Here is a 21,569-nt window from a genome sequence, read left to right as displayed (position 1 = left end):
GAGGCCCAGACCCCCGGTCCCCCCCCCCGACCAAGGGTCCCCCCCCCCACCGTGGTAGGGGAGGGGAGGGACCGCTGTCGCGTACCGGAACTCAGTCCTCGGCCGGAGCCGAAGCAGCGGCCTTCTTCGCCGCCGCGGCCGTCTTCTTCGCCGGGGCCTTCTTGGCGGCCGTCTTCTTCGTGGCGGAAGCCGCGGTCTTCTTGGCCGCGGTCTTCTTCGCGGCCGTCTTCTTCGCCGGAGCCTTCTTCGCCGCCTTCTTGGCGACCTTCTTCGCCGGCCCCTTCGCCCGCTTCTCGGCAAGGAGCTCGAACCCGCGCTCCGGCGTGATCTCCTCCACGGAGTCCGCCGCCCGCAGCGTCGCGTTCGTCTCGCCGTCCGTCACGTACGCACCGAAGCGCCCGTCCTTGACGACCACCGGCTTGCCCGACACCGGGTCCTCACCCAGCTCCTTGAGCGGCGGCTTCGCGGCGGCGCGTCCGCGCAGCTTCGGCTGGGCGTAGATCGCGAGCGCCTCGTCGAGCGTGATCGAGAAGAGCTGCTCCTCGTTCTCCAGGGACCTGGAGTCCGTGCCCTTCTTCAGATACGGGCCGTAGCGCCCGTTCTGCGCGGTGATCTCCACACCTTCGGCGTCCGCACCGACCACCCGCGGCAGCGACATCAGCGCGAGCGCGTCGTCGAGCGTCACGGTGTCTAGGGACATCGTCTTGAACAGCGAGGCCGTCCGCGGCTTCACCGCGTTCTTGCCGGTCTTGGGCGTGCCCTCGGGCAGGATCTCGGTGACGTACGGGCCGTAACGCCCGTCCTTCGCCACGATCTCGTGGCCGCTCACCGGGTCCGTACCGAGCGCGAAGTCACCGCTCGGCTTGGCGAGCAGTTCCTCGGCGAGCTCGACGGTCAGCTCGTCGGGCGCGAGGTCGTCGGGGACGTCCGCACGCTGGTGGCCCTCGGAGTCCTTCTCGCCGCGCTCCACGTACGGGCCGTAGCGCCCGACGCGCAGCTTGATGTCGTTGCCGACGGAGAAGGACGAGATCTCCCGGGCGTCGATCGCACCCAGGTCGGTCACGAGCTCCTTCAGACCACCGAGGTGGTCACCGTCACCGTTGCCCGCGTCCGAAGCCGCACCCGCCGCGTCGCCCTCACCGAAGTAGAAGCGCCGCAGCCACGGCACGGCCTGTGCCTCGCCGCGCGCGATCCGGTCGAGGTCGTCCTCCATCTTGGCCGTGAAGCTGTAGTCCACGAGCCGCCCGAAGTGCTTCTCGAGCAGGTTGACCACGGCGAAGCTCAGGAAGGACGGCACGAGGGCCGTGCCCTTCTTGAACACATAGCCGCGGTCGAGGATCGTGCCGATGATCGAGGCGTACGTCGACGGGCGGCCGATCTCGCGCTCTTCGAGCTCCTTGACCAGCGAGGCCTCGGTGTAGCGGGCCGGCGGCTTGGTCGCGTGGCCGTCCACGGACATGTCGTCGGCGGTCAGCGGGTCGCCCTGGGCCACCTGCGGAAGCCGGCGCTCACGGTCGTCGAGCTCGGCGTTCGGGTCGTCCGCGCCCTCCACGTACGCCTTCAGGAAGCCGTGGAAGGTGATCGTCTTGCCGGACGCGCTGAACTCGGCGTCGCGGCCGTCGGCCGCGGTGCCACCGATCTTGACGGTGACGGAGTTGCCGACCGCATCCTTCATCTGGGAGGCGACGGTGCGCTTCCAGATCAGCTCGTACAGGCGGAACTGGTCACCGGTCAGGCCGGTCTCGGCCGGGGTGCGGAAGCGGTCGCCCGAGGGACGGATCGCCTCGTGCGCCTCCTGCGCGTTCTTGACCTTGCCGGCGTACGTGCGCGGCTTGTCCGGCAGGTAGTCGGCGCCGTACAGCTGCGTGACCTGGGTACGGGCGGCCGTGATCGCCGTGTCGGACAGCGTCGTGGAGTCCGTACGCATATAGGTGATGAAGCCGTTCTCGTACAGCTTCTGCGCGACCTGCATCGTGGCCTTCGCACCGAAGCCCAGCTTGCGCGAGGCCTCCTGCTGAAGGGTCGTGGTGCGGAACGGCGCGTACGGCGAGCGGCGGTACGGCTTGGACTCGACCGAGCGGACCGAGAACTGGGCGTTCTCCAGGGCCGCGGCGAGCGCCCGGGCGTTCTGCTCGTCGAGGTGAAGGGTGTTGGCGCCCTTGATCTGGCCGAGCGAGTCGAAGTCACGGCCCTGCGCGACGCGCTTGCCGTCGACCGTGGTCAGCCGCGCGATCAGCTGCGCGGGGTCGGAGGCGTCGCCGGTGCGGCCCGTGCCGAAGGTGCCGGTCAGGTCCCAGTACTCGGCGGAGCGGAACGCGATGCGCTCGCGCTCACGCTCGACGACGAGCCGGGTCGCCACCGACTGCACACGGCCCGCCGAAAGCCGCGGCATGACCTTCTTCCACAGGACCGGCGAGACCTCGTAGCCGTAGAGGCGGTCGAGGATGCGGCGGGTCTCCTGGGCGTCGACCATCCGCTTGTTGAGGTCGCGGGGGCTGGCGACGGCCGCCTGGATCGCGGCCTTGGTGATCTCGTGGAACACCATGCGCTTGACCGGGACCTTGGGCTTCAGGACCTCGAGGAGGTGCCACGCGATGGCTTCGCCCTCGCGGTCCTCATCGGTGGCGAGGAAGAGCTCGTCGGAATCCTTCAGGAGGTCCTTGAGCTTCTTGACCTGGGCCTTCTTGTCGGCGTTGACGACATAGATCGGCTGGAAGTCGTTGTTCACATCCACACCGAGGCGGCGCACCTCGCCGGTGTACTTCTCCGGCACCTCGGCGGCGCCGTTCGGCAGGTCGCGGATGTGCCCGACGCTCGCCTCGACGACGTACCCCGGGCCGAGGTAGCCCTTGATGGTCTTCGCCTTGGCAGGGGACTCGACGATGACGAGTCGGCGGCCGCCCTGTGCGGCTTCGCTGGTCGGGGACAACGTGGCTCTTCTCTCCGGTCGACGCTCGGTGGCTGACACGTGCTGCGGTCCGTATGCCTTCATACGGCGTTGCCGCTGACATTCCCACGGCGCCGCCCTATGCGTTTATACGGTGACGCTGCGGAGTGTGACGGTACAGCCCGCCCCCGTGTCAAACGGGGAAAGCCCGCAGCAGCCACTCGAACGGTAACCCGACTCCCGCCCTTCCTGCCGCCCGGACTCCCGACCTGGCCTTTCCCGGGTACCGGAGCCTTCTCTCCCGGATTGGCCAGTTTCCTTCCCGTACGAGGACCGGCCGCGCATCCCCGAGGCGTGGCTCAGCCGCGCAGGAAGCACCACGCGCCGAGCGCCAGCGCACCGGCCGCGACAAGGGTGGTGAGCGTGGCCGACATCACCGGGCGTGCGCCCTCGGCGACGGGCCGGCCATGGGCGACGCGGGCCACGGTCCACGTCAGCAGGCCCGCTCCGAACAGCGCGAACACCGCGCCCGCGAAGATCGCCGGTCCACTCTCCATGGCTGCGTTCCTCCCCACCGTTTCCCCTTGGTGCGGCAGGCTGGCAGGCGTCGGCCACGTGCGGGCATCGTCCGCACGAACCCCGGGTGAACGCCCGGCGCGGCGTGGTGGATTCCGGGGCGGCGCGATGGATTCCGGCCTGACGGAGGCGGTTCGGGTCCGGCGGAGGCGGTTCGGGTCCGGCGGAGGCGGTTCGGGTCCGGCGAAAGCAGTTGCGGTCCGGCGAAGGCGGCTCCGTACGGCAAAGGCACGTCGGACTCGGGTTCAGGCGCGCGCCGGAGACTTCTCCGCCATGCCCTGCTCGTCCTGCGCACCCTCGCCGGCCGGGCGGATCGCGGGGATCGTGAGGGCCACGAGCGCGGACAGCAGGGCCACGGCGCAGCCGATCAGCAGGCCCACACGGAAGCCGTCCCCCGAGGCGAGGGTCCGGCCGCCGACGGTGATCGTCATCTGCGCGAGGACCACACCGGTCACGGCGGAGCCGATGGTGGTGCCGAGCGAGCGCATCAGCGCGTTGAACCCGTTGGCGGCCGCGGTCTCGGAGAGTGGCACGGCGCTCATGATCAGGGCGGGCATCGCCCCGTACGCGAGGGCCACCCCGCTGCTGACCACGATGCCGACGACCATCAGACCCCAGGCCGAACCCATCAGCGGCAGCGCGAGACCGTACCCCGCGAAAATCACCAACGCACCGCAGATCAGCGCGGACTTGGGTCCGCGGGCATTGATCAGCTTCCCGCCGAGCGGCGAGATCAGCATCATCATCACGCCGCCGGGCGCCAGATACAGACCGGCCGCCAGCATCGACTGCCCGAGCCCGTAGCCGGTGGCCTCGGGAAACTGCAGCAGCTGCGGCGCGATCAGCATGAACGAGTACATGCCGACGCCCACCAGGATCGAGGCCACGTTGGTGAGCAGGACGCGGGGCCGGGCCGTGGTGCGCAGGTCGATCAGCGGGTCACGGGTGCGCAGTTCCCACCAGCCCCAGGTGAGCAGCGCCACGACGGCGAGCGCGAACAGGCCGAGCGTGGTGCCCGAACTCCAGCCCCAGTCGGCCCCCTTGGAGACCGCGAGCAGCAGGGAGACCAGACCGACGGCGAGACCGAACGCCCCGGGGAGGTCGAAGCGCTGCCCCCGCGCACCGGCCGGCGCGTCCGGCACGACCACGTAGATCAGTACGCCGATGAGCAGGGCGAGCACGGCCGAACCCCAGAACAGCGCACGCCAGTCGGCGTACTGGGCGACGGCCGCGGCGATCGGCAGACCGATCGCGCCGCCGATCCCCATGGACGCGCTGACCAGCGCGATGGAGCCGCTGAGCTTCTCCGCCGGCACGACGTCGCGCAGCAGCGCGATCCCGAGCGGCACCATGCCCATCCCCATGCCCTGCAGTCCCCGGCCGACGACCATCGGCAGCACCGAGGACGACAGCGCGCACACCACCGAGCCCGCGATCAGCGGTACGGAGCAGACGAGGAGCATCCGGCGCTTGCCCACGAGGTCGCCGAGCCGGCCCGAGATCGGCACGCACACGGCGGCCACGAGCAGCGTCACCGTGACCACCCAGGCCGCGTTCGACGGGGTCGTGTCCAGGAGCTGGGGCATCTCCGCGATCAGCGGCGTGACCAGGGTCTGCATGACCGCCGCCACGGTTCCGGCGAGCGCGAGCGTGGCGACTATGCCGCCCGGCCGTGCGCTGGGCTGGGGGGTGTCCACGGGCGCTCCTCGGTGCGTTCTTCACTGCGACGCTGCGGCCTCGACGGCCCACGGATGGGTTCCCTGGGCAACGATGTGCATCGTACACATGATGTGCATGATGCACATCGATGCCCGGTGTGCGATACGGTCGCCCCCAGGAGGACGTACGTACATGGACAAGCCGTCGCATCTGGTCGAGTTCGAGCACATGGTGCTCGGGCGGCATCAGCTGAGCAGCGCCAAGCTGCGCAAGGAGCAGGGCCGCCTGGAGCGCAGCGCGTACGTCATGCTCAGCCGGATCCGGATCCAGGGGCCGATGTCGATCGGCGAGCTGAGCGAGGCGTTCCAGCTCGACGCCTCCACGGTCAACCGGCAGACCGCGCACGCCGTACGGGCCGGGCTGCTGCGGCGGATCCCGGACCCGGAGGGCGGGATGGCGCGCAAGTTCCAGCTCACCCCCGAGGGTGAGCTGGAGGTGGACGGCGAGCGCGACACCCGCGTGGGGGAGCTCGACCAGGTCTTCGAGGACTGGTCGGCGAACGACGTGGAGACCTTCGCGCGCTATCTGCAGCGGTTCAACACGAGCGTGGAGCGGCTCAGCGGCCAGCCCTGGCCGCGCTGAACCGCTCCCCCGCGGTCAGGCCGGCTTCAGGAACGCCTGCCCCTACGCCGGCTCCAGGAACCCCTGCTCCACGAGCATCCGGATCTGCGCCGGCGTACGGTCGCGCAGCAACACCGGGTCCTCGCCCACCAGTTGGGCGATCGCGTCCAGGATCCGGCCCGCGCTCATCGAGCCGTCACAGACCCCGGCGAAGCCCGCGCCGATGGTGTCGACCTTCGTGGCCCGGCGCATCCCGCGGTGCTGGCGCAGGACGACATGCTCGGGGTCCTCGGCGCCGGGCAGCCCGACCTGCTCCTGCACCACGCCTTCCGCCAGCCGGAAGTGCCCGGCGAGCAGCGCCGCGTCGTCATGTGCGCGCAGATGGTCGAGCCGCGCGAAGTGCGCCGCGACGACCTCGCCGAGCGGCTGCTCGACGGGGTGCGGCCACTCCTCGACGGTGATCGAGGGCTCCGCGGCGGCTGCGTTCTCGCCGTGCTTGCGCAGCGTGATCCACCCGAAGCCGACGGCCTTGGTCTTACGGGCCTCGAACTCGTCCAGCCACGCGTCATAGCGCGCCGCGTACGCGGCCGGATCGGCGCGGTGATCCCCGGCGTCGCGCAGCCACAGCTCCGCGTACTGCGTGATGTCCTGCACCTCGCGCTGCACGATCCACGCATCGCAGCCGCGCGGCACCCAGGAGCGCAGGCGCTCGGTCCAGTCCTCCCCCTCCACGTGCTGCCAGTTGGCGAGGAACTGCGCGTACCCGCCCTCGTTCAGCCGCTCCCCCGCCTCCTGGACGAGCGTGCGGCACAGATCGTCCCCGCCCATCCCGCCGTCGCGGTACGTCAGCCTCGCACCGGGCGAGATGACGAACGGCGGGTTGGAGACGATCAGGTCGTACGTCCCGTCCGCGACCGGTGCGAAGAGCGAGCCCTCGCGCAGGTCGGCCTCGGGGGCGTCCGAGAGCGCGAGCGTGAGCGCGGTGATGCGCAGCGCACGGGGGTTGAGGTCGGTGGCGGTGACCCGGGTGGCGTGCTGGGCGGCATGCAGCGCCTGGATTCCGGAGCCGGTGCCGAGGTCCAGCGCGCTGTCCACCGGGCGGCGCACGGTGATGCCGGCGAGCGTGGTGGACGCGCCGCCGACACCGAGCACGACCCCCTCGTCCTTGCTGCCGATCCCGCCCGCGCCGCCGACCGCGCACCCGAGGTCGGACACGATGAACCAGTCCTCGCCGTCGGGTCCGCCGTAGGGCCGTACGTCGACGGTGGCCCGCACCTGCGTGCCGTCGTCGGTCAACCAGCCCTGCGCGACGGCCTGTTCGAGGGGCAGCGCCTTCGCCACCCGGTCGTGCGGCAGGGCGTCCTGGAGCAGGAAGAGGCGTACGAGCGTCTCCAGGGCGCCGTCCCCGCGCGTCGCGCGCACCGCGGGCACGGTCTCGCTGCGGGCCAGCGCGGCGTACGCGGGGGCACCGAGCAGCTCGAGGAGGCCGTCGGCCGTGAAGTCGGCGGCGAGGAGCGCTGCGCGCAGCTGGGCTGCGCCCGCGCGGTCGGTCGAGGGCAAGGGCTTCGTCGTACTCACCCGTCCATTGTCCCCGCCGCGGCGGTGTGGCGCCGCACAGCGAAACGGCCCGGCACGCGTCGCGTACCGGGCCGCTTGCGTGCGGCATGCGTCAGCCGGAGCGCCTTCGCGCCGACCGGACGGGAAACCTTCGCGTCAGCTGGACGGGGAGGCCGACTCCACCTTGCAGTCGGGCTGCTTGGCGATGGCCTCGCCGACCTCGCCCTCCGTCAGGGACTCCAGCGCGTCCGCGCCCTCGTCCTGGATCTTGCCGAGCTCGTCCGCGATCGTCTTGAGGTCGTCGGAGAACTTCTTCACGCCCTCCGGCGAATCGTCCTTGGCGTCCATCTTGTCGCTCTGCTTCTTGAGGTCCTCGTACGCCTTCGAGGCCTTCTCGAGCTCCTTGACGGTGTCCGCCTGGATCTTCTTGCCGTCGTCGACCGGCGGCGGGCCCGCCTTCTCGAGCGCCGCGGCAATCGCGGTGTACGCGTCCGCGCTGGCCTGGAAGGAGGCCGAGTCGACCTTCTTGATCTCTTCCCGGTTGCCGTCCGCGGCCGTGGCGATGATGGCCTGCTGGGCCTTCACGCTCTTCTCGAGCTGCGGCTTGATCTGGCCGCACAGCGACTTGGCCCAGTTGTCGAGCTCCTTGTTGCCGTCGTCACTGCTGCATCCCGACAGCGCCATTACGAGTACCGCACCGCCGGACAGCGCGGCTGCGAGCTTCTTGTTCACCGGATTGGTCCCTTCCATGGCTCTCGGCCCCGGAACTTACACGCCAACCGGGCGGTATACCCGCGCCATGGGTCCCGTATATCCGCTATTGCAGCCATTTGCACCAAGGGAGATGAGAGTCACGGAAACAAAAAAGGGGCGGACGGCGCATCAAAGTGCGCCGCCCGCCCACCTGTTGAGCAGGTACGACCCGGAGGCTAGGAAACGACCGCCGGGTCGGCCGACTTGGCGACCCGGCCGGAGTTGTCTTCGTCACCCACGGCGATACCGCGCCGCTTGGAGATGTACACCGCCGTGACGATGACCAGGATCGCGGCCACCGCGATGCCCGCCCGGATGCCCGGACTGGCGTCGTCCCCGTAACTGAACTGGATGACCGCGGGCGCGATGAGCAGCGCGACGAGGTTCATCACCTTCAGGAGCGGGTTGATCGCCGGACCCGCGGTGTCCTTGAACGGGTCGCCCACGGTGTCGCCGATGACGGTGGCGGCATGGGCCTCGGAGCCCTTGCCGCCGTGGTGGCCGTCCTCGACGAGCTTCTTGGCGTTGTCCCACGCACCACCGGAGTTGGCGAGGAAGACCGCCATCAGGGTGCCGGTGCCGATCGCACCCGCGAGGAACGAGCCGAGAGCGCCGACCCCGAGCGTGAACCCGACCGCGATCGGGGTCAGCACGGCGAGCAGACCGGGCGTGGTGAGCTCGCGCAGGGCGTCCTTGGTGCAGATGTCGACGACCTTGCCGTACTCCGGCTCCTCCGAGTAGTCCATGATCCCGGGGTGCTCGCGGAACTGCCGCCGCACCTCGTAGACCACCGCGCCGGCCGAGCGCGACACCGCGTTGATCGCGAGCCCCGAGAAGAGGAACACGACCGCGGCGCCGAGGATCAGGCCCACCAGGTTGTTGGGCTGCGAGATGTCCATGACCAGGTTCATCGGAGCGCCGTCGCCGAGTTTCTCGCCGACGTCCGCGGCCGCGGTCGCGATGGCGTCGCGATACGAGCCGAAGAGCGCGGCCGCCGCGAGTACGGCGGTGGCGATGGCGATGCCCTTGGTGATGGCCTTGGTGGTGTTGCCCACCGCGTCCAGGTCGGTGAGGACCTGGGCGCCCGCGCCCTCGACGTCACCGGACATCTCGGCGATGCCCTGCGCGTTGTCGGAGACCGGACCGAAGGTGTCCATGGCCACGATCACGCCGACCGTGGTGAGCAGACCGGTACCGGCCAGAGCCACCGCGAACAGCGCGAGCATGATCGACGCACCGCCGAGCAGGAACGCCCCGTACACACCGAGCCCGATCAACAGCGCGGTGTAGACGGCCGATTCGAGCCCGATGGAGATACCGGCCAGGACGACGGTGGCCGGGCCGGTCAGCGAGGTCTTGCCGATGTCCTGGACGGGACGCCGGGTGGTCTCGGTGAAGTAGCCGGTCAGCTGCTGGATGAGTGCGGCCAGCAGGATGCCGATCGCGACCGCGACCACCGCGAGGATCCGCGGATCGCCGCTCTTGGCGCTGATCGCCGCGTCGGTGACGCCCTTCAACTCCGCGTACGTGGCGGGCAGATAGATGTAGACGGCCGCCGCCACCAGAGCGAGGGAGATCACCGCGGAGATGAAGAAGCCGCGGTTGATGGCCGACATCCCGCTGCGGTCGGTGCGCCGGGGCGCCACCGCGAAGATGCCGATCATCGCCGTGACCACACCGATCGCCGGAACGATCAGCGGGAAGGCCAGACCCGCGTCACCGAAGGCCGCCTTGCCGAGGATCAGCGCGGCGACCAGCGTCACGGCGTACGACTCGAAGAGGTCGGCCGCCATGCCGGCGCAGTCGCCGACGTTGTCACCCACGTTGTCCGCGATGGTCGCGGCGTTACGGGGGTCGTCCTCGGGGATGCCCTGCTCGACCTTGCCGACCAGGTCGGCACCGACGTCGGCGGCCTTGGTGAAGATGCCGCCGCCGACACGCATGAACATCGCGATCAGCGCGGCACCCAGGCCGAAGCCTTCGAGCACCTTGGGCGCGTCCGCCGCATAGACGAGAACCACACATGCTGCGCCGAGGAGTCCGAGCCCCACAGTGAACATGCCGACGACGCCGCCCGTACGGAAAGCGATCTTCATGGCCTTGTGCTTGACGGCCGTCAGATCCTTGGCCGGTTCGCCTTCCCCGGAGGTCGCCTCGCGGGCGGCCGCGGCCACACGCACATTGGCGCGTACGGCCAGCCACATGCCGATATAGCCCGTGGCGGCGGAGAAGAGCGCACCGATCAGGAAGAACACGGAACGGCCGGCGCGCTGATTCCAGTCGTCCGCGGGCAGCAGCATGAGCAGAAAGAAGACGATCACGGCGAAAAGACCGAGCGTCCGCAACTGCCGTGCCAGATAGGCGTTCGCGCCTTCCTGGATCGCCTTTGCGATCTTCTTCATGCTGTCGGTGCCCTCGCCGGCGGCGAGGACTTGGCGTACGAGTACGCCGGCTACGACGAGCGCGGCAAGCGCGACGATCCCGATGACCATGACGATCAGTCGGTTGTCGTCGGTCAGTACTGCGGCTGCGAAGGTTGTGGGTTGGTCAAACTGATGAGGGGTAGAAAGCCCCGCCATTCGTCCTCCTTGACGCCTGTGCTGAGCTCAAGATGTGGACGGATTGTAGGGAGCCGATCCTGATCAAAACAGTGCGCGACAAACGTAATTGGCCTTCACTTGCTCCTCAGCAAATGATCGCGTCACAGGATTGAGCTCGAAAGAGGTAATGGATCAAAAGCGTTGACTCTTGATCGTCGGGGCGGAAAAGAGATCGATGATGATCGGCGACGATCGGGAATTCGATCAACGGGGATCAAGGAATGGCTCGGGAATCGAGGCGGACCAGGTGGGGATCGGGGAGGGGATCGGGGAGGGGATCGGGCCCGGTATCCGCTCGGGACATGCTGAAGGGCCCTGCTCAGCAGGGCCCTTCAGGGTTCTACGGGGTCGGGTTCGCTCAGCCGAGCACCGGGGCCACGCTCACCGGCCAGCTCATCCTGATCTGACCGCCGGACTCGCCGGTGGTCACCTCGACGTCGTCGACGAGGCCGCTGATGACCGCGAGGCCCATCTCGTCCTCGTCGGCATCGGCGTCCGGATCCGCCGCGACCGCTTCCGGCGACGAGTCCTCGACCGTCACCGCGTGCGGTGCTTCGTCGCCCACCTCGATGGAGAACTGCTTCTCCTCCTCGATGAGCACCACCTTCACCGGCGCCGTGACCTCATGACTTTGATGCAGCCCCACGGCACGGGTGCAGGCCTCGCCGACCGCGAGGCGCACCTCGTCGAGCACGGCCTCGTCCACCCCGGCCCTGCGCGCGACCGCGGCCGCCACCAGACGGGCGGTCCTGACGTGCTCGGGCAGCGCGCTGAAGCGGAGTTCAACGGTGGCCATCAATCCCCCTCCGTTACGTTCTTCTCCGTGCTGTCGGGGGGCCGGGCCTGGGCGGCCCGGTGCCCCCGGCTCCCTCCGCACCGGGCCTGTGCGGCCCGGGATGCAGCCGTCAGTCGGTGGCCGCCACCGCCTCCTCGACCGAGGTGTGAATCGGGAACACCTTGGTCAGACCGGTGATACGGAAGATCTTCAGGATGCGCTCCTGGTTGCACACCAGGCGCAGCGAACCCTCATGGGCGCGCACTCGCTTCAGACCACCCACCAACACGCCGAGACCGGTGGAGTCGAGGAAGTCCACGCCCTCCATGTCGACGACAAGGTGGAAACTGCCGTCGTTCACCAGCTCGACCAGCTGCTCGCGCAGCTTGGGCGCGGTATACACATCGATTTCGCCACCGACCTCGACGACCGTACGATCGCCGACGGTACGGGTCGACAGGGACAGGTCCACGGATCCTCCAGCACCTTGCTATCGGGCAGTCGCCCCCTGGTCTCCTGGCTTGCAGGACTGGGGCGGAACGCCAGCCGCGATGGCATTCAATCACTTACGGGCGGGCGAGCACGACGCCTTGGGAGCATTGTCCGTCACGCCAGTGACACACTCGGTGCCGATGGCCACGAATCACCGCCCCGACCGGCGCAGCGACGACCGCCAGGATGCGCCCGCTACGGGGCCCTCCGGGCGGCCTTCTCCGCGCACGGTCCTCGACCGGCTCGCCTCGGGGGAGAGCCGGTCCGCGCGCCTCACTCATACGGAGCACTTGCCCCCGCGTGCGGGTCGCCATGCTCTTTGGCCGGACCGTATCCGGCCGGAAGTGATCGCCGCACTGAACTCGGCCGGAATCGATCACCCCTGGGCCCACCAGGCACTCGCCGCCGAACACGCTCTGGACGGCGAATCCGTGGTCGTCGCCACCGGTACGGCCTCGGGCAAGTCCCTGGCCTATCTGATGCCGGTCCTGTCCGCGCTCCTCGACGGCTCCGAGGCACCCAACGGCCGCGGCGCGACGGCTCTGTACCTCGCCCCGACGAAGGCACTCGCGGCCGACCAGTGCCGCGCGGTCAAGGAACTGGCCGCTCCCCTCGGCCACGCCGTCCGGCCCGCGGTCTACGACGGGGACACCCCCGTCGAGGAACGCGAATGGGTACGTCAGTACGCCAACTACGCCCTGACCAATCCGGACATGCTGCACCGCGGGATACTCCCCTCCCACCCCCGCTGGTCCTCCTTCCTGCGCGCCCTGCGCTATGTCGTCATCGACGAGTGCCACACCTACCGAGGCGTCTTCGGCTCCCATGTCGCCCAAGTCCTGCGGCGCCTGCGCCGCTTGTGCGCCCGCTACGGCTCGGACCCCGTCTTCCTGCTCGCCTCCGCCACCGCGGCCGACCCGTCCATAGCGGCCGAACGTCTGACCGGCCTCCCGGTCAAGGAGGTCGCCGACGACGCCTCGCCCCGCGGCGAGCTGGTCTTCGCCCTGTGGGAGCCGCCGCTCACCGAGCTCCACGGCGAGAAGGGCGCACCCGTCCGCCGCACGGCCACGGCCGAGACCGCCGACCTGCTGACCGATCTGACGCTCCAGGGCCGGCGCTCGATCGCCTTCGTACGGTCCCGGCGCGGCGCCGAACTGGTCTCCGTGATCGCCCAGGAACGCCTGGCCGAGATCGACCGCTCGCTCGTCGGGCGCGTCGCCGCGTACCGCGGCGGCTACCTGCCGCACGAACGCCGCGCGCTGGAACGCGCCCTGCACTCCGGCGAGCTCCTCGGCCTCGCCGCGACCACGGCGCTGGAGCTCGGTGTCGACATCTCGGGCCTGGACGCGGTGGTGATCGCCGGCTATCCGGGCACCCGCGCCTCGCTGTGGCAGCAGGCAGGGCGGGCCGGGCGCGCGGGGCAGGGTGCGCTGGCCGTCCTGGTCGCCAGGGACGACCCCTTGGACACCTTTCTCGTGCACCACCCCGAGGCGCTCTTCCATCAGCCGGTCGAATCGACGGTCCTGGACCCCGACAACCCGTATGTGCTCGCTCCTCACTTGTGCGCGGCAGCTTCCGAACTGCCGTTGACCGAGGGGGATTTCCCCTTGTTCGGGCCGACCGTGCCCGAGCTGCTGCCGCAGCTGGAGTCGGCCGGCCTGCTGCGGCGCCGTACGAAGGCATGGCACTGGACCCGCCGCGAGCGCGCCGCCGACCTCACCGACATCCGGGGCGAGGGGGGCAGCCCCGTCCAGGTCGTCGAGGCGGGCACCGGGCGGCTGCTCGGCACCGTCGACGCCTCGGCCGCCCACACCGCGGTCCACGAGGGTGCGGTCCACCTCCACCAGGGCCGCACCTATCTGGTGAAGGAACTCGACCTGGAGGACTCGGTCGCCCTCGTGCAGGAGGCCAACCCGCCCTACTCCACGACGGCCCGGGACACCACGGCCATCTCCGTCCTGGACACCGACGTCTCGGTGCCCTGGGGGGACGGCCGCCTCTGCTACGGCTCCGTCGAAGTCACCAACCAGGTCGTCTCCTTCCTCCGCCGCCGGCTCATCACCGGCGAGGTACTCGGTGAGCAGAAGCTGGACCTTCCGCCGCGCACCCTGCGTACGCGGGCCGTGTGGTGGACGGTCACCGAGGACCAGCTCGATGCCGCCCGGATCAACCCCGAGATCCTCGGCGGCGCCCTGCACGCAGCCGAGCACGCCTCGATCGGGATGCTCCCGCTGTTCGCCACCTGCGACCGCTGGGACATCGGCGGTGTCTCGGTGCCGCTGCACCCGGACACGCTCCTTCCGACCGTCTTCGTCTACGACGGTCACCCGGGCGGCGCGGGCTTCGCGGAACGCGCCTTCCACACCGCCCGCTCCTGGCTGACGGCCACGCGAGCCGCGATCGCCTCCTGCGAGTGCGAGGCCGGCTGCCCGTCATGCGTCCAGTCCCCCAAGTGCGGCAACGGCAACGATCCGCTGCACAAGCGGGGCGCGGTGCGGTTGCTCACGGAGCTGTTGCGGGGGGCGCCGGAGGAGTAGCGGGGGGGCTGTTGCGAGGGGCTCCCGAGGAGTAGCGGGGGGGCTGTTGCGAGGGCTCCGGAGGAGTAGCGGGGAGCTGTTGCGAGGGACTCCCGAGAAGTAGCGGGGCTGCTGCGAGAGGCTCCCGAGAAGTAGCGGGGAGCTCCGGAGGAGTAGCAAGCCGGGCCACGCCCGGAGCGGTCACCGCAGACTCCGCAGGAGGAACGGGCCAGGCCTCCACCGGAACGGTCACCCGAGGCCCGTAGCAGCTATGGGCCATGCCTCGACCGGAACGGTCTCCCAAGGCTCCGCATGCGCAACGGGAAGACTCCGGCCTCGCGCGCAGGCGCTGAACCGCGGCCTCGGCGCCCGGGTTCCGCACCCACCCAGCTCAGCGCCCGGCTGCCGCCTCAGCACCCAACTTGCGCACCCGGACCAGCCCAGCGTCTGGGTTCGCACCCCGCCGGCCTCCTCGCCCGGCTGCCCACTTCAGCGCCAGCCTTCCGCACCCGCCCGCCTCAGGGCACAGGCCCTGAACTCCCGACGTTCGCCCCCACCTCAGGGCCCGGCGGCCCCGCCCGCGAGCGCACCGCCGACGACATGGGTCCCGACCGTGCTCGTACCGTCACGTCCGCGATCTCGCCCCGCACCGCGCACCGCACCACGTCCGTGCCCTGCGCCCGTGCCACCCGTCCTGCACCAGCACACGCGTCCGCCTGCCCCCGCAGGGCGTGGTCCGCGGCCGCGAGCGCCGCCAAGTCCGCAGCCGCGCCCGCCCGATGGCGCGCGACCATGGCCTGGGCCACGAGCAGCAGGCCGGCAAGGATGAGACACAGCGCACCGATCAGCCCGACCACCCACACGGTCGCCGAACCCCGATCGTCCCGCGCACGTGCCTCGATCCGCGCACGTGCCTCGATCCGCCCACGGACACCCGACGCGGTACGGCGCAGGCGGGCACCCGCTCCGAACCTGTGGCCACGGACACCCGTTCCGAACCTCTGGCCACGGACACCCTGCTCCTGGCCACGAGCACCTGACCCGGTCCACCGGCGTCGGGCACCCGGTCCCGACCCCCAGCCATGGGCCGGCCCCAGGCTTGTCTCCCGACCACGGGCACCCGAACCGAGAATCTGGCCACGGACCTCAGACTCGAACCCTCCGCCGCAGGGCCCGGAGCTCGCCTCCTGGCCCCCGCCTCTCGGCCCGAAGCCTCCACCCCGGGAGCGCGGCCCCAACTCCCAGGCACAGGGCCCCGAGCCGACCTCCCGGCCACGCTCCTCCGGCCCCAACTCCCGTATCTGCGCAGGCCCTCCAGTCCGCGCAGGCGCTCCAGCACCCATCTGCCGGAGCAGTCCACCTCCCCGCTCCCGGACTCCCGTCATCCCTCGGCCCCCACCGTCTCCTCGGCCAACGCCACCGCGGACGTCCGCAACGACAGGGCGAGCGCGTCGGGTCCCGGCGACGTGGCGGAGACCGTGACGCGCACCAGGTCGCCCTCGCGGCTCACATCGACCTGCGCCCCGTCCGGCGCGGCCTGCTGCGCCGCCCGTACCGTCGCGGACGCCGACTCCTGACGGGCCGCCGCCCTGGCTCCGGCTCTGGCGGCGTCCACGCACTGGAGTTGAGCGGCCGCGGTCATCAGCGCCCACACCAGCGCGACCCCGACGAGCAGCAGCGCAGGCATGGCGCACGCCGCTTCGGCACTGACGAACCCGGCGTCTCGGCGCGGGGCCGCCTCGCCTCCGTCTCCCCCGGCACGACTCGAAGCACCACGTAAGCGCCCTGCCTCAGGAGCGCCGCACCTCCCTCCAGCAGCTCCACCTAGCCCTCGCACCCGCGCCAACCCCCTTCCAGCAGCACCGCTCTCAGAAGCACCGCTCCTCCGCCTCCGCCCAGCAGTTCCGCCTCTGTTCCCTGCACCCACCCCGGCCCCCCTTCCAGCAGCACCACTCCCGGCCCCTCCCAGCGGAGCCACCTCGTCCCCACACGCACCCTGGCCCCCGCGCCCGATCCGACCCCTCACGGCAGAGCCGCTCTCAGAAGCGCCGCTCCTCCGTCCAGCAACTCCACCCGGCCCCTCCCAGCAGAGCGCCTCACCGCACGCCCCCGCCCCCACTCAGAACTGGCCACCGAGCGCCTTCCCGATCGCCCCTTCAAGCAGCTGCTTCACCGTGCCCGAGGTCACCACCCGGTAGAGCAGCGCCGCGAACGCACAGGCCGCAACGGTGCCCAGCGCATACTCCGACGTGATCATCCCGGCGTCGGCGCCCCGCATCCGGGCCGAGCGCGCACGCCACGCCCGGCGCGCAGCGCCCCACGCCAGTCCTCCGGCGCCGGCCACCTGTCGCGCCACACCCACGACGAGGACGTCCCCGTCACCCTGTTCAGACCTGCACCACCGCATGACAACTCCCCGTTGGAAGCAGCCCTTTTCGGGCCGCTGGTATGGATTCCTCTGCTCTCGCAGCCGAAGCGCACGCCTGGGCCTCACACGGGACCCCAGCGCCCGACCGCCTCGTACGAACACGAGCACGAACACGAGCACGAACCTCGTACGAGCCCGCCCCCTCACACCCCCCGCAAGATCTCCCCCGCCAGCCCCACCACCACAGGCACCACCCCGAGCACCAGAAACGCGGGCAGAAAGCACAGCCCCACCGGCGCCGTGACCATGACCGACGCCCGATGCGCCCTGGTGAGGGCGGACCGCGCCGCACGTTCCCGGCAGTCGGACGCCACCCGCGCCACCTGCTCGGCGGCGGGCGCGCCGGAGCTCGTGGCCCGCTGCAGACAGCGGGCCAGCGCCGTCGCCTCGGGGATCGAGGCCAACCGCCCCCAGCACTGCTCGGGTTCACCCCCGAGCCGCAACTCGGTGGCCACCCCGACCAGCCGCTCCCCCACCGGCCCGCCCAGCGACTCCCCCACGGCCGACGCGGCCTCGGCCGGCCCGGCGCCCGCGGCGATGCACGCCGCCAGCAGATCGGCGGCCAGGGGCAGTTGACGCCCCGCCTGCTCGGTCCGGTCGGCGTCGGGACGCGGCGCCTTGCGCGACCACCAGCGCCACACACCCAGCCCTGCGACCCCTGCGAGCACCAGCCCGGCCACCCCGCCGACGACGGCGTAAGCCAAGCACGCGACGCTCACCGCCGGGGACCATCGCCGGATCGCCGCCCTTCGCTCCACGGCTCGTACGGCACGACGGTTCGCGCACGGTTCGACCCCCAACAACCGCTCCACCCGCCGCCGCAGCGCCCGCTCACGCCGGTCGGCCACCACCTCACCGACCACCAAGGCCACGAGCGCAAGACACAGCACCACCCCCAGCCTGTGGACAACTTCCCCGCTCACCGGAGCTCGCTCCGCTCCGGCTCCCCGGCCCGCCGCGCCGCACCACGCACCGGTCCCGCCCCCTCCCGTACCGGATTCACCGGATTCCCCGAACTCACCGAACTCACCGAACTCACCGACCAGCGCGCCCGAACCACACTCCCCGCATCACGCCCCACCCCTTCAGCCCGCCGCACGATCCGCCCCGTCCACCACAGCCCGGCCCCTTCCAGCGCCCCGCCCACCACCAGGCACCCGATCCCGGCCGGCGTGTGCAGCAGAACGCCCAAAGGGTCCGCGCCCAACGCCGTCCCCATGAGCAGTCCCACCACCGGCAGCACGGCGAGCATCAGCGCGGTCGCCCGCGCGGGCGCCAACTTGGTCCCCAGATCGGCCTGTTGATCCCGCTCGGCCCGCAGCGCCGCTTCCAGCCGGTCCAGCCCTTCGGCGAGCCCCGCACCGCTGTCCACAGCGACCTGCCAGCACGCCGCCAGACCGGCAAGCCCCTCCGCGCCAGGCCCGCACGCCGCCTCCCGCAGGGCAGCCGGAACATCACCACCGAACCGGGCGGCTGCCAGGGCCGCCGCATCGGCTCCACCCGCCCCGAGCCCACCGGTGTCCCGCGCCGCGAGGGACAGGGCCGCCGAAGGCTGCCGCCCAGCGCGCACCTCCGAGGCCAGTGCCGCGCACAGCGCGATCACCTGCTCCGCCCTCTTCTCCCGGACCCGCCGCTCCTCACGCCGGCGCAGCACCCGCCCCGCGAGCGGCACCGCCAACCCGCCCAGAATCAGCGGCAGTACGGACCTTCCGACCAGCCCCACCAGCGCACCCGCGGCCAGGCACCACCACTCGGGCCGCGCCCGCACCCGTACCCACGCCACCCACCGCACCCACAGCGGGACCGCCTCCGGCTCGCCCACACCGGCCACGACCAGCCCCCGCGCCCGCCGCATCCCCCTGTCCTGAGCCGCCGCCAACCACACCGCGGCCCCCGCGCAGAACGCGGCCGCATAGGCCGGCATCCCCCACATCACCGGAACCACCCCGCTCACAGCCCACCCCCGAGAATCCCCCGCAGCCGCTCCCATCCCTGGTCGTAGACGAACGCCCGCTCGCCCCACCGCAGCGCCGGCACCGTCCGCACCAGACCCGCCGCATCCCGCTCCAGGACATGCACCTGTGCGATCCGGCGCCGCCCGCCCCGGTCCCGTACGAGATGCAGCACCACCGAGACTGCCGCCGCCAACTGGCTGTGCAGCGCCGCCCGGTCGAGCCCCGCAGCCGTCCCGAGCGCTTCGAGGCGCGCGGGTACATCGGCTGCCGCATTGGCATGGACCGTCCCGCAGCCCGCATGCCCAGTGTTGAGCGCGGCGAGCAGGTGCACGACCTCCGCCCCGCGCACCTCGCCCACCACGAGCCGGTCCGGCCGCATCCTCAGCGCCTGGCGCACAAGGTCCTCGAGCGAGACCCGGCCCGCGCCCTCCTGGTTCGCCACCCGGCATTCCAGACGTACGACATGAGGGTGCTCGGGCCGCAACTCCGCCGAATCCTCGGCCAGTACGATCCGCTCCCCCGGGCCGGACAGACCCAGCAGCGCACTGAGCAGCGTGGTCTTTCCGGAGCCGGTCCCGCCGCTGATCAGGAACGACGCCCGTGCCTCGATCAGCGCCCGCAGCACCCGGTCACCGCCCGGCGGCACCGTCCCCGCGGCGGCCAGCTCGCCCAGCGAGAAGGCCTTGGACCGCGCCACCCGCAGCGAGAGGCAGGTCGATCCGACGGCGACCGGCGGCAGTACGGCATGCAGCCGAGTGCCGTCCGGCAGCCGGGCGTCCACCCAGGGCCTGGCGTCATCGAGCCGCCGCCCCGCGACCGCGGCGAGCCGCTGGGCGAGCTGTCGCACGGCCGACGCGTCGGCGAAAGCCACGGGTGTGAGCTCGAGTCCACCGCCCCGGTCCACCCACACCCGGTCGGGCGCCGAAACCAGCACATCCGTCACCCGTGGATCCGCGAGCAACGGCTCCAGAGGTCCGGCGCCCACCAACTCGGAGCGCAATTCCCCTACGACACCCAGCAGTTCACTGTCTCCGAGCACCTTCCCCTGGGCCCGCAGCGCCTGAGCGACCCGCGCGGGCGTCGCCTCGGCCCCGGACTCGGCAAGCCACTGCCGCACCCCGTCGAGCAGCGCCCCGCTCATGACGCACCGCCCGCCGCGGGAACGCGCTCCCAGAAGGCCTCACAGAACCGCGCAAGCGGCTCCCGCACATCCGCGGCAGGGATCCGGCCGCTCAACACGCCCGCATCCACCGGAAGTTCACCGGCCAGCGGCAGATCGAGCATCCCTGCCGTCTCCTCGGCGCCGAGGCCCGCGGTGAACGGCCCGCGGACCACCGTCCGCAGATCCCGCAGCACCATGCGTACGGCCGAAGACACCCGCTCCGCCGCGGCAAGGGCGCGCAGCTCGGCAGGCACCACCAGGAGGCCGAGATCCAACTGCCCCAGCGCCTCGGCCACGCCCTCGTCCACCCGCCGCGGCAGATCCACGACGACCACGCCACCGCGCCTGCGCGCCGCCGCGAGCACCGCACGCATCGCCTCGGGCGGGATCGTGAGCACGTCGCCGCGGTCCCAGCTGAGCACGCGCAACGAACTGAGCTCCGGCAGCGACTCCTCGAGCGCCGCGCTCCCGAGCCGCCCCCGCGACTGTGCGAACGCGGGCCAGCGCAGCCCTTGCGCCGACTCGCCGCCGAGCAGCACATCGAGGCCGCCGCCCAGCGGATCACCGTCGATCAGCATGGTGCGCCGCCCCGCCCGCGCCGCCGACACGGCCAACGCGCAGGCCAGGGTGGAGGCACCGGCCCCACCCCGGCCGCCGATCACCCCGACGGTCAGCGCGGGACGCCCCACGCCTTCGACCGCGTCGGCGATCCGGTCGACGATCCACTGCTCGGCATCGGGCAGCCGCAGCACATGGTCGGCGCCGATCTCCACGGCCCGCTGCCACACCCCCGGATCGTCCTGGTCCCTGCCGACCAGGCACACCCCGCGCCTGCGCACGGCGCCGCGCACCCGCGCGGCCGCGTCATCCCCCACCAGTACAAGCGGAGCGCCCTCCCAGCTGTCTCTTCGCTCAGGCACCCCGTGATGCACCTCCGCCCTGGCCCCCGCCGCGGCGCACAGCCGCAGCAGATCGTCGAGCAGCTGCGCGTCCTCCGTCACGATCAGCGGCCCGCGCCGCTTCCGCTCGGCCGGCCGGTCGTCGGCCATGGCTCCCGTCATGCTCCCGCCCCTCTCGTTGAACGTCTCGAGCGTTCTCACGCACCGCCGCCGGCCCTCAGGACCGACGCCGGACGCCCGTGAACGCCGCGAACGATGCGAATGCGGCATCACCGACGCAGCCGTGAAGGCGCAAGCGCCCGACTGCGAAGTCCGCAAGCAGGAATCACGATGAGCGGAGCCGGGAAATGGTGGGGATCTTGGTCGAAATCTGTGGACAACCGAAGCAATGTGAATAACTTCGTCACCCGAACCGGTGAGTTCTCCACGACTTCCGGAGTGCAGTGCAACCGCTACGCACCGTGACGGGTCTCAACGGGCGGAGGAAGGCGCCGGCTGGCGCAGGAAGGGGTGCACTGAGCCAAAAGGGGCAAGAAAAAAGGGCCCGAACCGGGCCCGGACATGCGACGACCCCCGCCGGGGGGGAGAGCGGGGGTCGTCCCCACGGTCCGACTCGGGGGGGGAGGAGCCAGACCGGGTTAGCACGGTCGCGAACGATCCGTGACTTCCATGGTGTACCCGAAGGCCTT

General features: G+C 71.2%; 16 protein-coding genes and 1 pseudogene. 2 read left to right on the top strand and 15 right to left on the bottom strand.

From position 1 onward, the window contains the following. Positions 1 to 91 precede the first annotated feature (91 nt). The 3 genes from topA to JAO81_RS16780 all read right to left on the bottom strand — a co-directional run bounded on the left by topA (position 92) and on the right by JAO81_RS16780 (position 5,160). Positions 92 to 2,929: a type I DNA topoisomerase gene (gene topA / locus JAO81_RS16790; protein ID WP_199548658.1), complete on the bottom strand. Its 2,838-nt coding sequence runs from the start codon at positions 2,927 to 2,929 to the stop codon at positions 92 to 94. A 317-nt stretch (positions 2,930 to 3,246) separates the two neighbouring features. After that, positions 3,247 to 3,444, bottom strand: a complete 198-nt coding sequence (locus JAO81_RS16785) for a hypothetical protein (RefSeq protein ID WP_199548657.1) — start codon at positions 3,442 to 3,444, stop codon at positions 3,247 to 3,249. Between the two features lie 264 nt (positions 3,445 to 3,708). Next, positions 3,709 to 5,160, bottom strand: coding sequence for an MFS transporter (locus JAO81_RS16780; RefSeq protein ID WP_199548656.1), 1,452 nt, complete (start codon positions 5,158 to 5,160; stop codon positions 3,709 to 3,711). A 154-nt stretch (positions 5,161 to 5,314) separates the two neighbouring features. Between JAO81_RS16780 and JAO81_RS16775 the strand changes: the two genes are divergently transcribed. Further along, positions 5,315 to 5,764, top strand: coding sequence for a MarR family winged helix-turn-helix transcriptional regulator (locus tag JAO81_RS16775; protein WP_199548655.1), 450 nt, complete (start codon positions 5,315 to 5,317; stop codon positions 5,762 to 5,764). Between the two features lie 42 nt (positions 5,765 to 5,806). Here the strand turns inward: JAO81_RS16775 and JAO81_RS16770 are convergent, their stop codons facing one another. The 5 genes from JAO81_RS16770 to bldG form a co-directional block, all read right to left on the bottom strand. Next, the gene (locus JAO81_RS16770) at positions 5,807 to 7,321 is read right to left on the bottom strand and encodes a methyltransferase (protein WP_199548654.1); all 1,515 of its coding nucleotides are present in this window, start codon (positions 7,319 to 7,321) and stop codon (positions 5,807 to 5,809) included. A gap of 135 nt (positions 7,322 to 7,456) precedes the next feature. Further along, positions 7,457 to 8,032, bottom strand: coding sequence for a small secreted protein (locus JAO81_RS16765; protein ID WP_307813425.1), 576 nt, complete (start codon positions 8,030 to 8,032; stop codon positions 7,457 to 7,459). 197 nt (positions 8,033 to 8,229) lie between these two features. Beyond that, positions 8,230 to 10,632: a sodium-translocating pyrophosphatase gene (locus JAO81_RS16760; RefSeq protein ID WP_199548652.1), complete on the bottom strand. Its 2,403-nt coding sequence runs from the start codon at positions 10,630 to 10,632 to the stop codon at positions 8,230 to 8,232. 379 nt (positions 10,633 to 11,011) lie between these two features. Continuing rightward, positions 11,012 to 11,449 carry an ATP-binding protein gene (locus JAO81_RS16755; protein ID WP_199548651.1) on the bottom strand — a complete coding sequence of 146 codons (438 nt, stop codon included), beginning with the start codon at positions 11,447 to 11,449 and terminating at the stop codon, positions 11,012 to 11,014. Between the two features lie 109 nt (positions 11,450 to 11,558). Next, positions 11,559 to 11,900 carry an anti-sigma factor antagonist BldG gene (bldG, locus tag JAO81_RS16750; protein ID WP_003975386.1) on the bottom strand — a complete coding sequence of 114 codons (342 nt, stop codon included), beginning with the start codon at positions 11,898 to 11,900 and terminating at the stop codon, positions 11,559 to 11,561. Between the two features lie 79 nt (positions 11,901 to 11,979). Between bldG and JAO81_RS16745 the strand changes: the two genes are divergently transcribed. Next, the gene (locus tag JAO81_RS16745; RefSeq protein ID WP_199548650.1) at positions 11,980 to 14,457 is read left to right on the top strand and encodes a DEAD/DEAH box helicase; all 2,478 of its coding nucleotides are present in this window, start codon (positions 11,980 to 11,982) and stop codon (positions 14,455 to 14,457) included. Between the two features lie 497 nt (positions 14,458 to 14,954). On the opposite strand, the gene JAO81_RS42515 is transcribed toward JAO81_RS16745, so the two are convergent. From JAO81_RS42515 to ssd, 7 genes and pseudogenes are all read right to left on the bottom strand, one after another. Next, positions 14,955 to 15,338 carry an Rv3654c family TadE-like protein gene (locus JAO81_RS42515; protein ID WP_307813427.1) on the bottom strand — a complete coding sequence of 128 codons (384 nt, stop codon included), beginning with the start codon at positions 15,336 to 15,338 and terminating at the stop codon, positions 14,955 to 14,957. Between the two features lie 479 nt (positions 15,339 to 15,817). Continuing rightward, positions 15,818 to 16,273, bottom strand: a complete 456-nt coding sequence (locus JAO81_RS16735) for a TadE family type IV pilus minor pilin (RefSeq protein ID WP_307813424.1) — start codon at positions 16,271 to 16,273, stop codon at positions 15,818 to 15,820. Between the two features lie 282 nt (positions 16,274 to 16,555). After that, entirely contained in the window at positions 16,556 to 16,714 is a 159-nt protein-coding gene (locus JAO81_RS16730; protein ID WP_199548670.1) for a DUF4244 domain-containing protein, read from the bottom strand. A 293-nt stretch (positions 16,715 to 17,007) separates the two neighbouring features. Further along, positions 17,008 to 17,787 carry a type II secretion system F family protein gene (locus JAO81_RS16725; RefSeq protein WP_199548647.1) on the bottom strand — a complete coding sequence of 260 codons (780 nt, stop codon included), beginning with the start codon at positions 17,785 to 17,787 and terminating at the stop codon, positions 17,008 to 17,010. Between the two features lie 161 nt (positions 17,788 to 17,948). Continuing rightward, positions 17,949 to 18,797 (bottom strand): annotated as a pseudogene (locus JAO81_RS16720) (type II secretion system F family protein); the annotation flags it as partial. 17 nt (positions 18,798 to 18,814) lie between these two features. Next, positions 18,815 to 19,960, bottom strand: coding sequence for a TadA family conjugal transfer-associated ATPase (locus tag JAO81_RS16715; RefSeq protein WP_199548646.1), 1,146 nt, complete (start codon positions 19,958 to 19,960; stop codon positions 18,815 to 18,817). After that, on the bottom strand, positions 19,957 to 21,042 hold the full coding sequence (gene ssd / locus JAO81_RS16710) for a septum site-determining protein Ssd (protein ID WP_199548645.1): 1,086 nt from the start codon (positions 21,040 to 21,042) through the stop codon (positions 19,957 to 19,959). The genes JAO81_RS16715 and ssd overlap by 4 nt, the downstream gene beginning before the upstream one ends. Positions 21,043 to 21,569: the final 527 nt, after the last annotated feature.

The organism is Streptomyces sp. N35, assembly GCF_016464295.1.
Lineage (GTDB): Bacteria > Actinomycetota > Actinomycetes > Streptomycetales > Streptomycetaceae > Streptomyces.
The sequence above is the reverse complement of the archived record's forward strand: the minus strand, read 5'-3'. Positions and strand labels throughout refer to the sequence as shown.

Bases quoted from the DNA above. Each gene is read 5' to 3' on its own strand.
- ssd (WP_199548645.1), bottom strand. From the start codon at position 21,042: ATGACGGGAGCCATGGCCGACGACCGGCCGGCCGAGCGGAAGCGGCGC.
- JAO81_RS16760 (WP_199548652.1), bottom strand. From the start codon at position 10,632: ATGGCGGGGCTTTCTACCCCTCATCAGTTTGACCAACCCACAACCTTC.
- JAO81_RS16715 (WP_199548646.1), bottom strand. From the start codon at position 19,960: ATGAGCGGGGCGCTGCTCGACGGGGTGCGGCAGTGGCTTGCCGAGTCC.
- JAO81_RS16730 (WP_199548670.1), bottom strand. From the start codon at position 16,714: ATGCGGGGCGCCGACGCCGGGATGATCACGTCGGAGTATGCGCTGGGC.
- JAO81_RS16785 (WP_199548657.1), bottom strand. From the start codon at position 3,444: ATGGAGAGTGGACCGGCGATCTTCGCGGGCGCGGTGTTCGCGCTGTTC.
- JAO81_RS16775 (WP_199548655.1), top strand. From the start codon at position 5,315: ATGGACAAGCCGTCGCATCTGGTCGAGTTCGAGCACATGGTGCTCGGG.
- JAO81_RS16755 (WP_199548651.1), bottom strand. From the start codon at position 11,449: ATGGCCACCGTTGAACTCCGCTTCAGCGCGCTGCCCGAGCACGTCAGG.
- JAO81_RS16745 (WP_199548650.1), top strand. From the start codon at position 11,980: ATGGCATTCAATCACTTACGGGCGGGCGAGCACGACGCCTTGGGAGCA.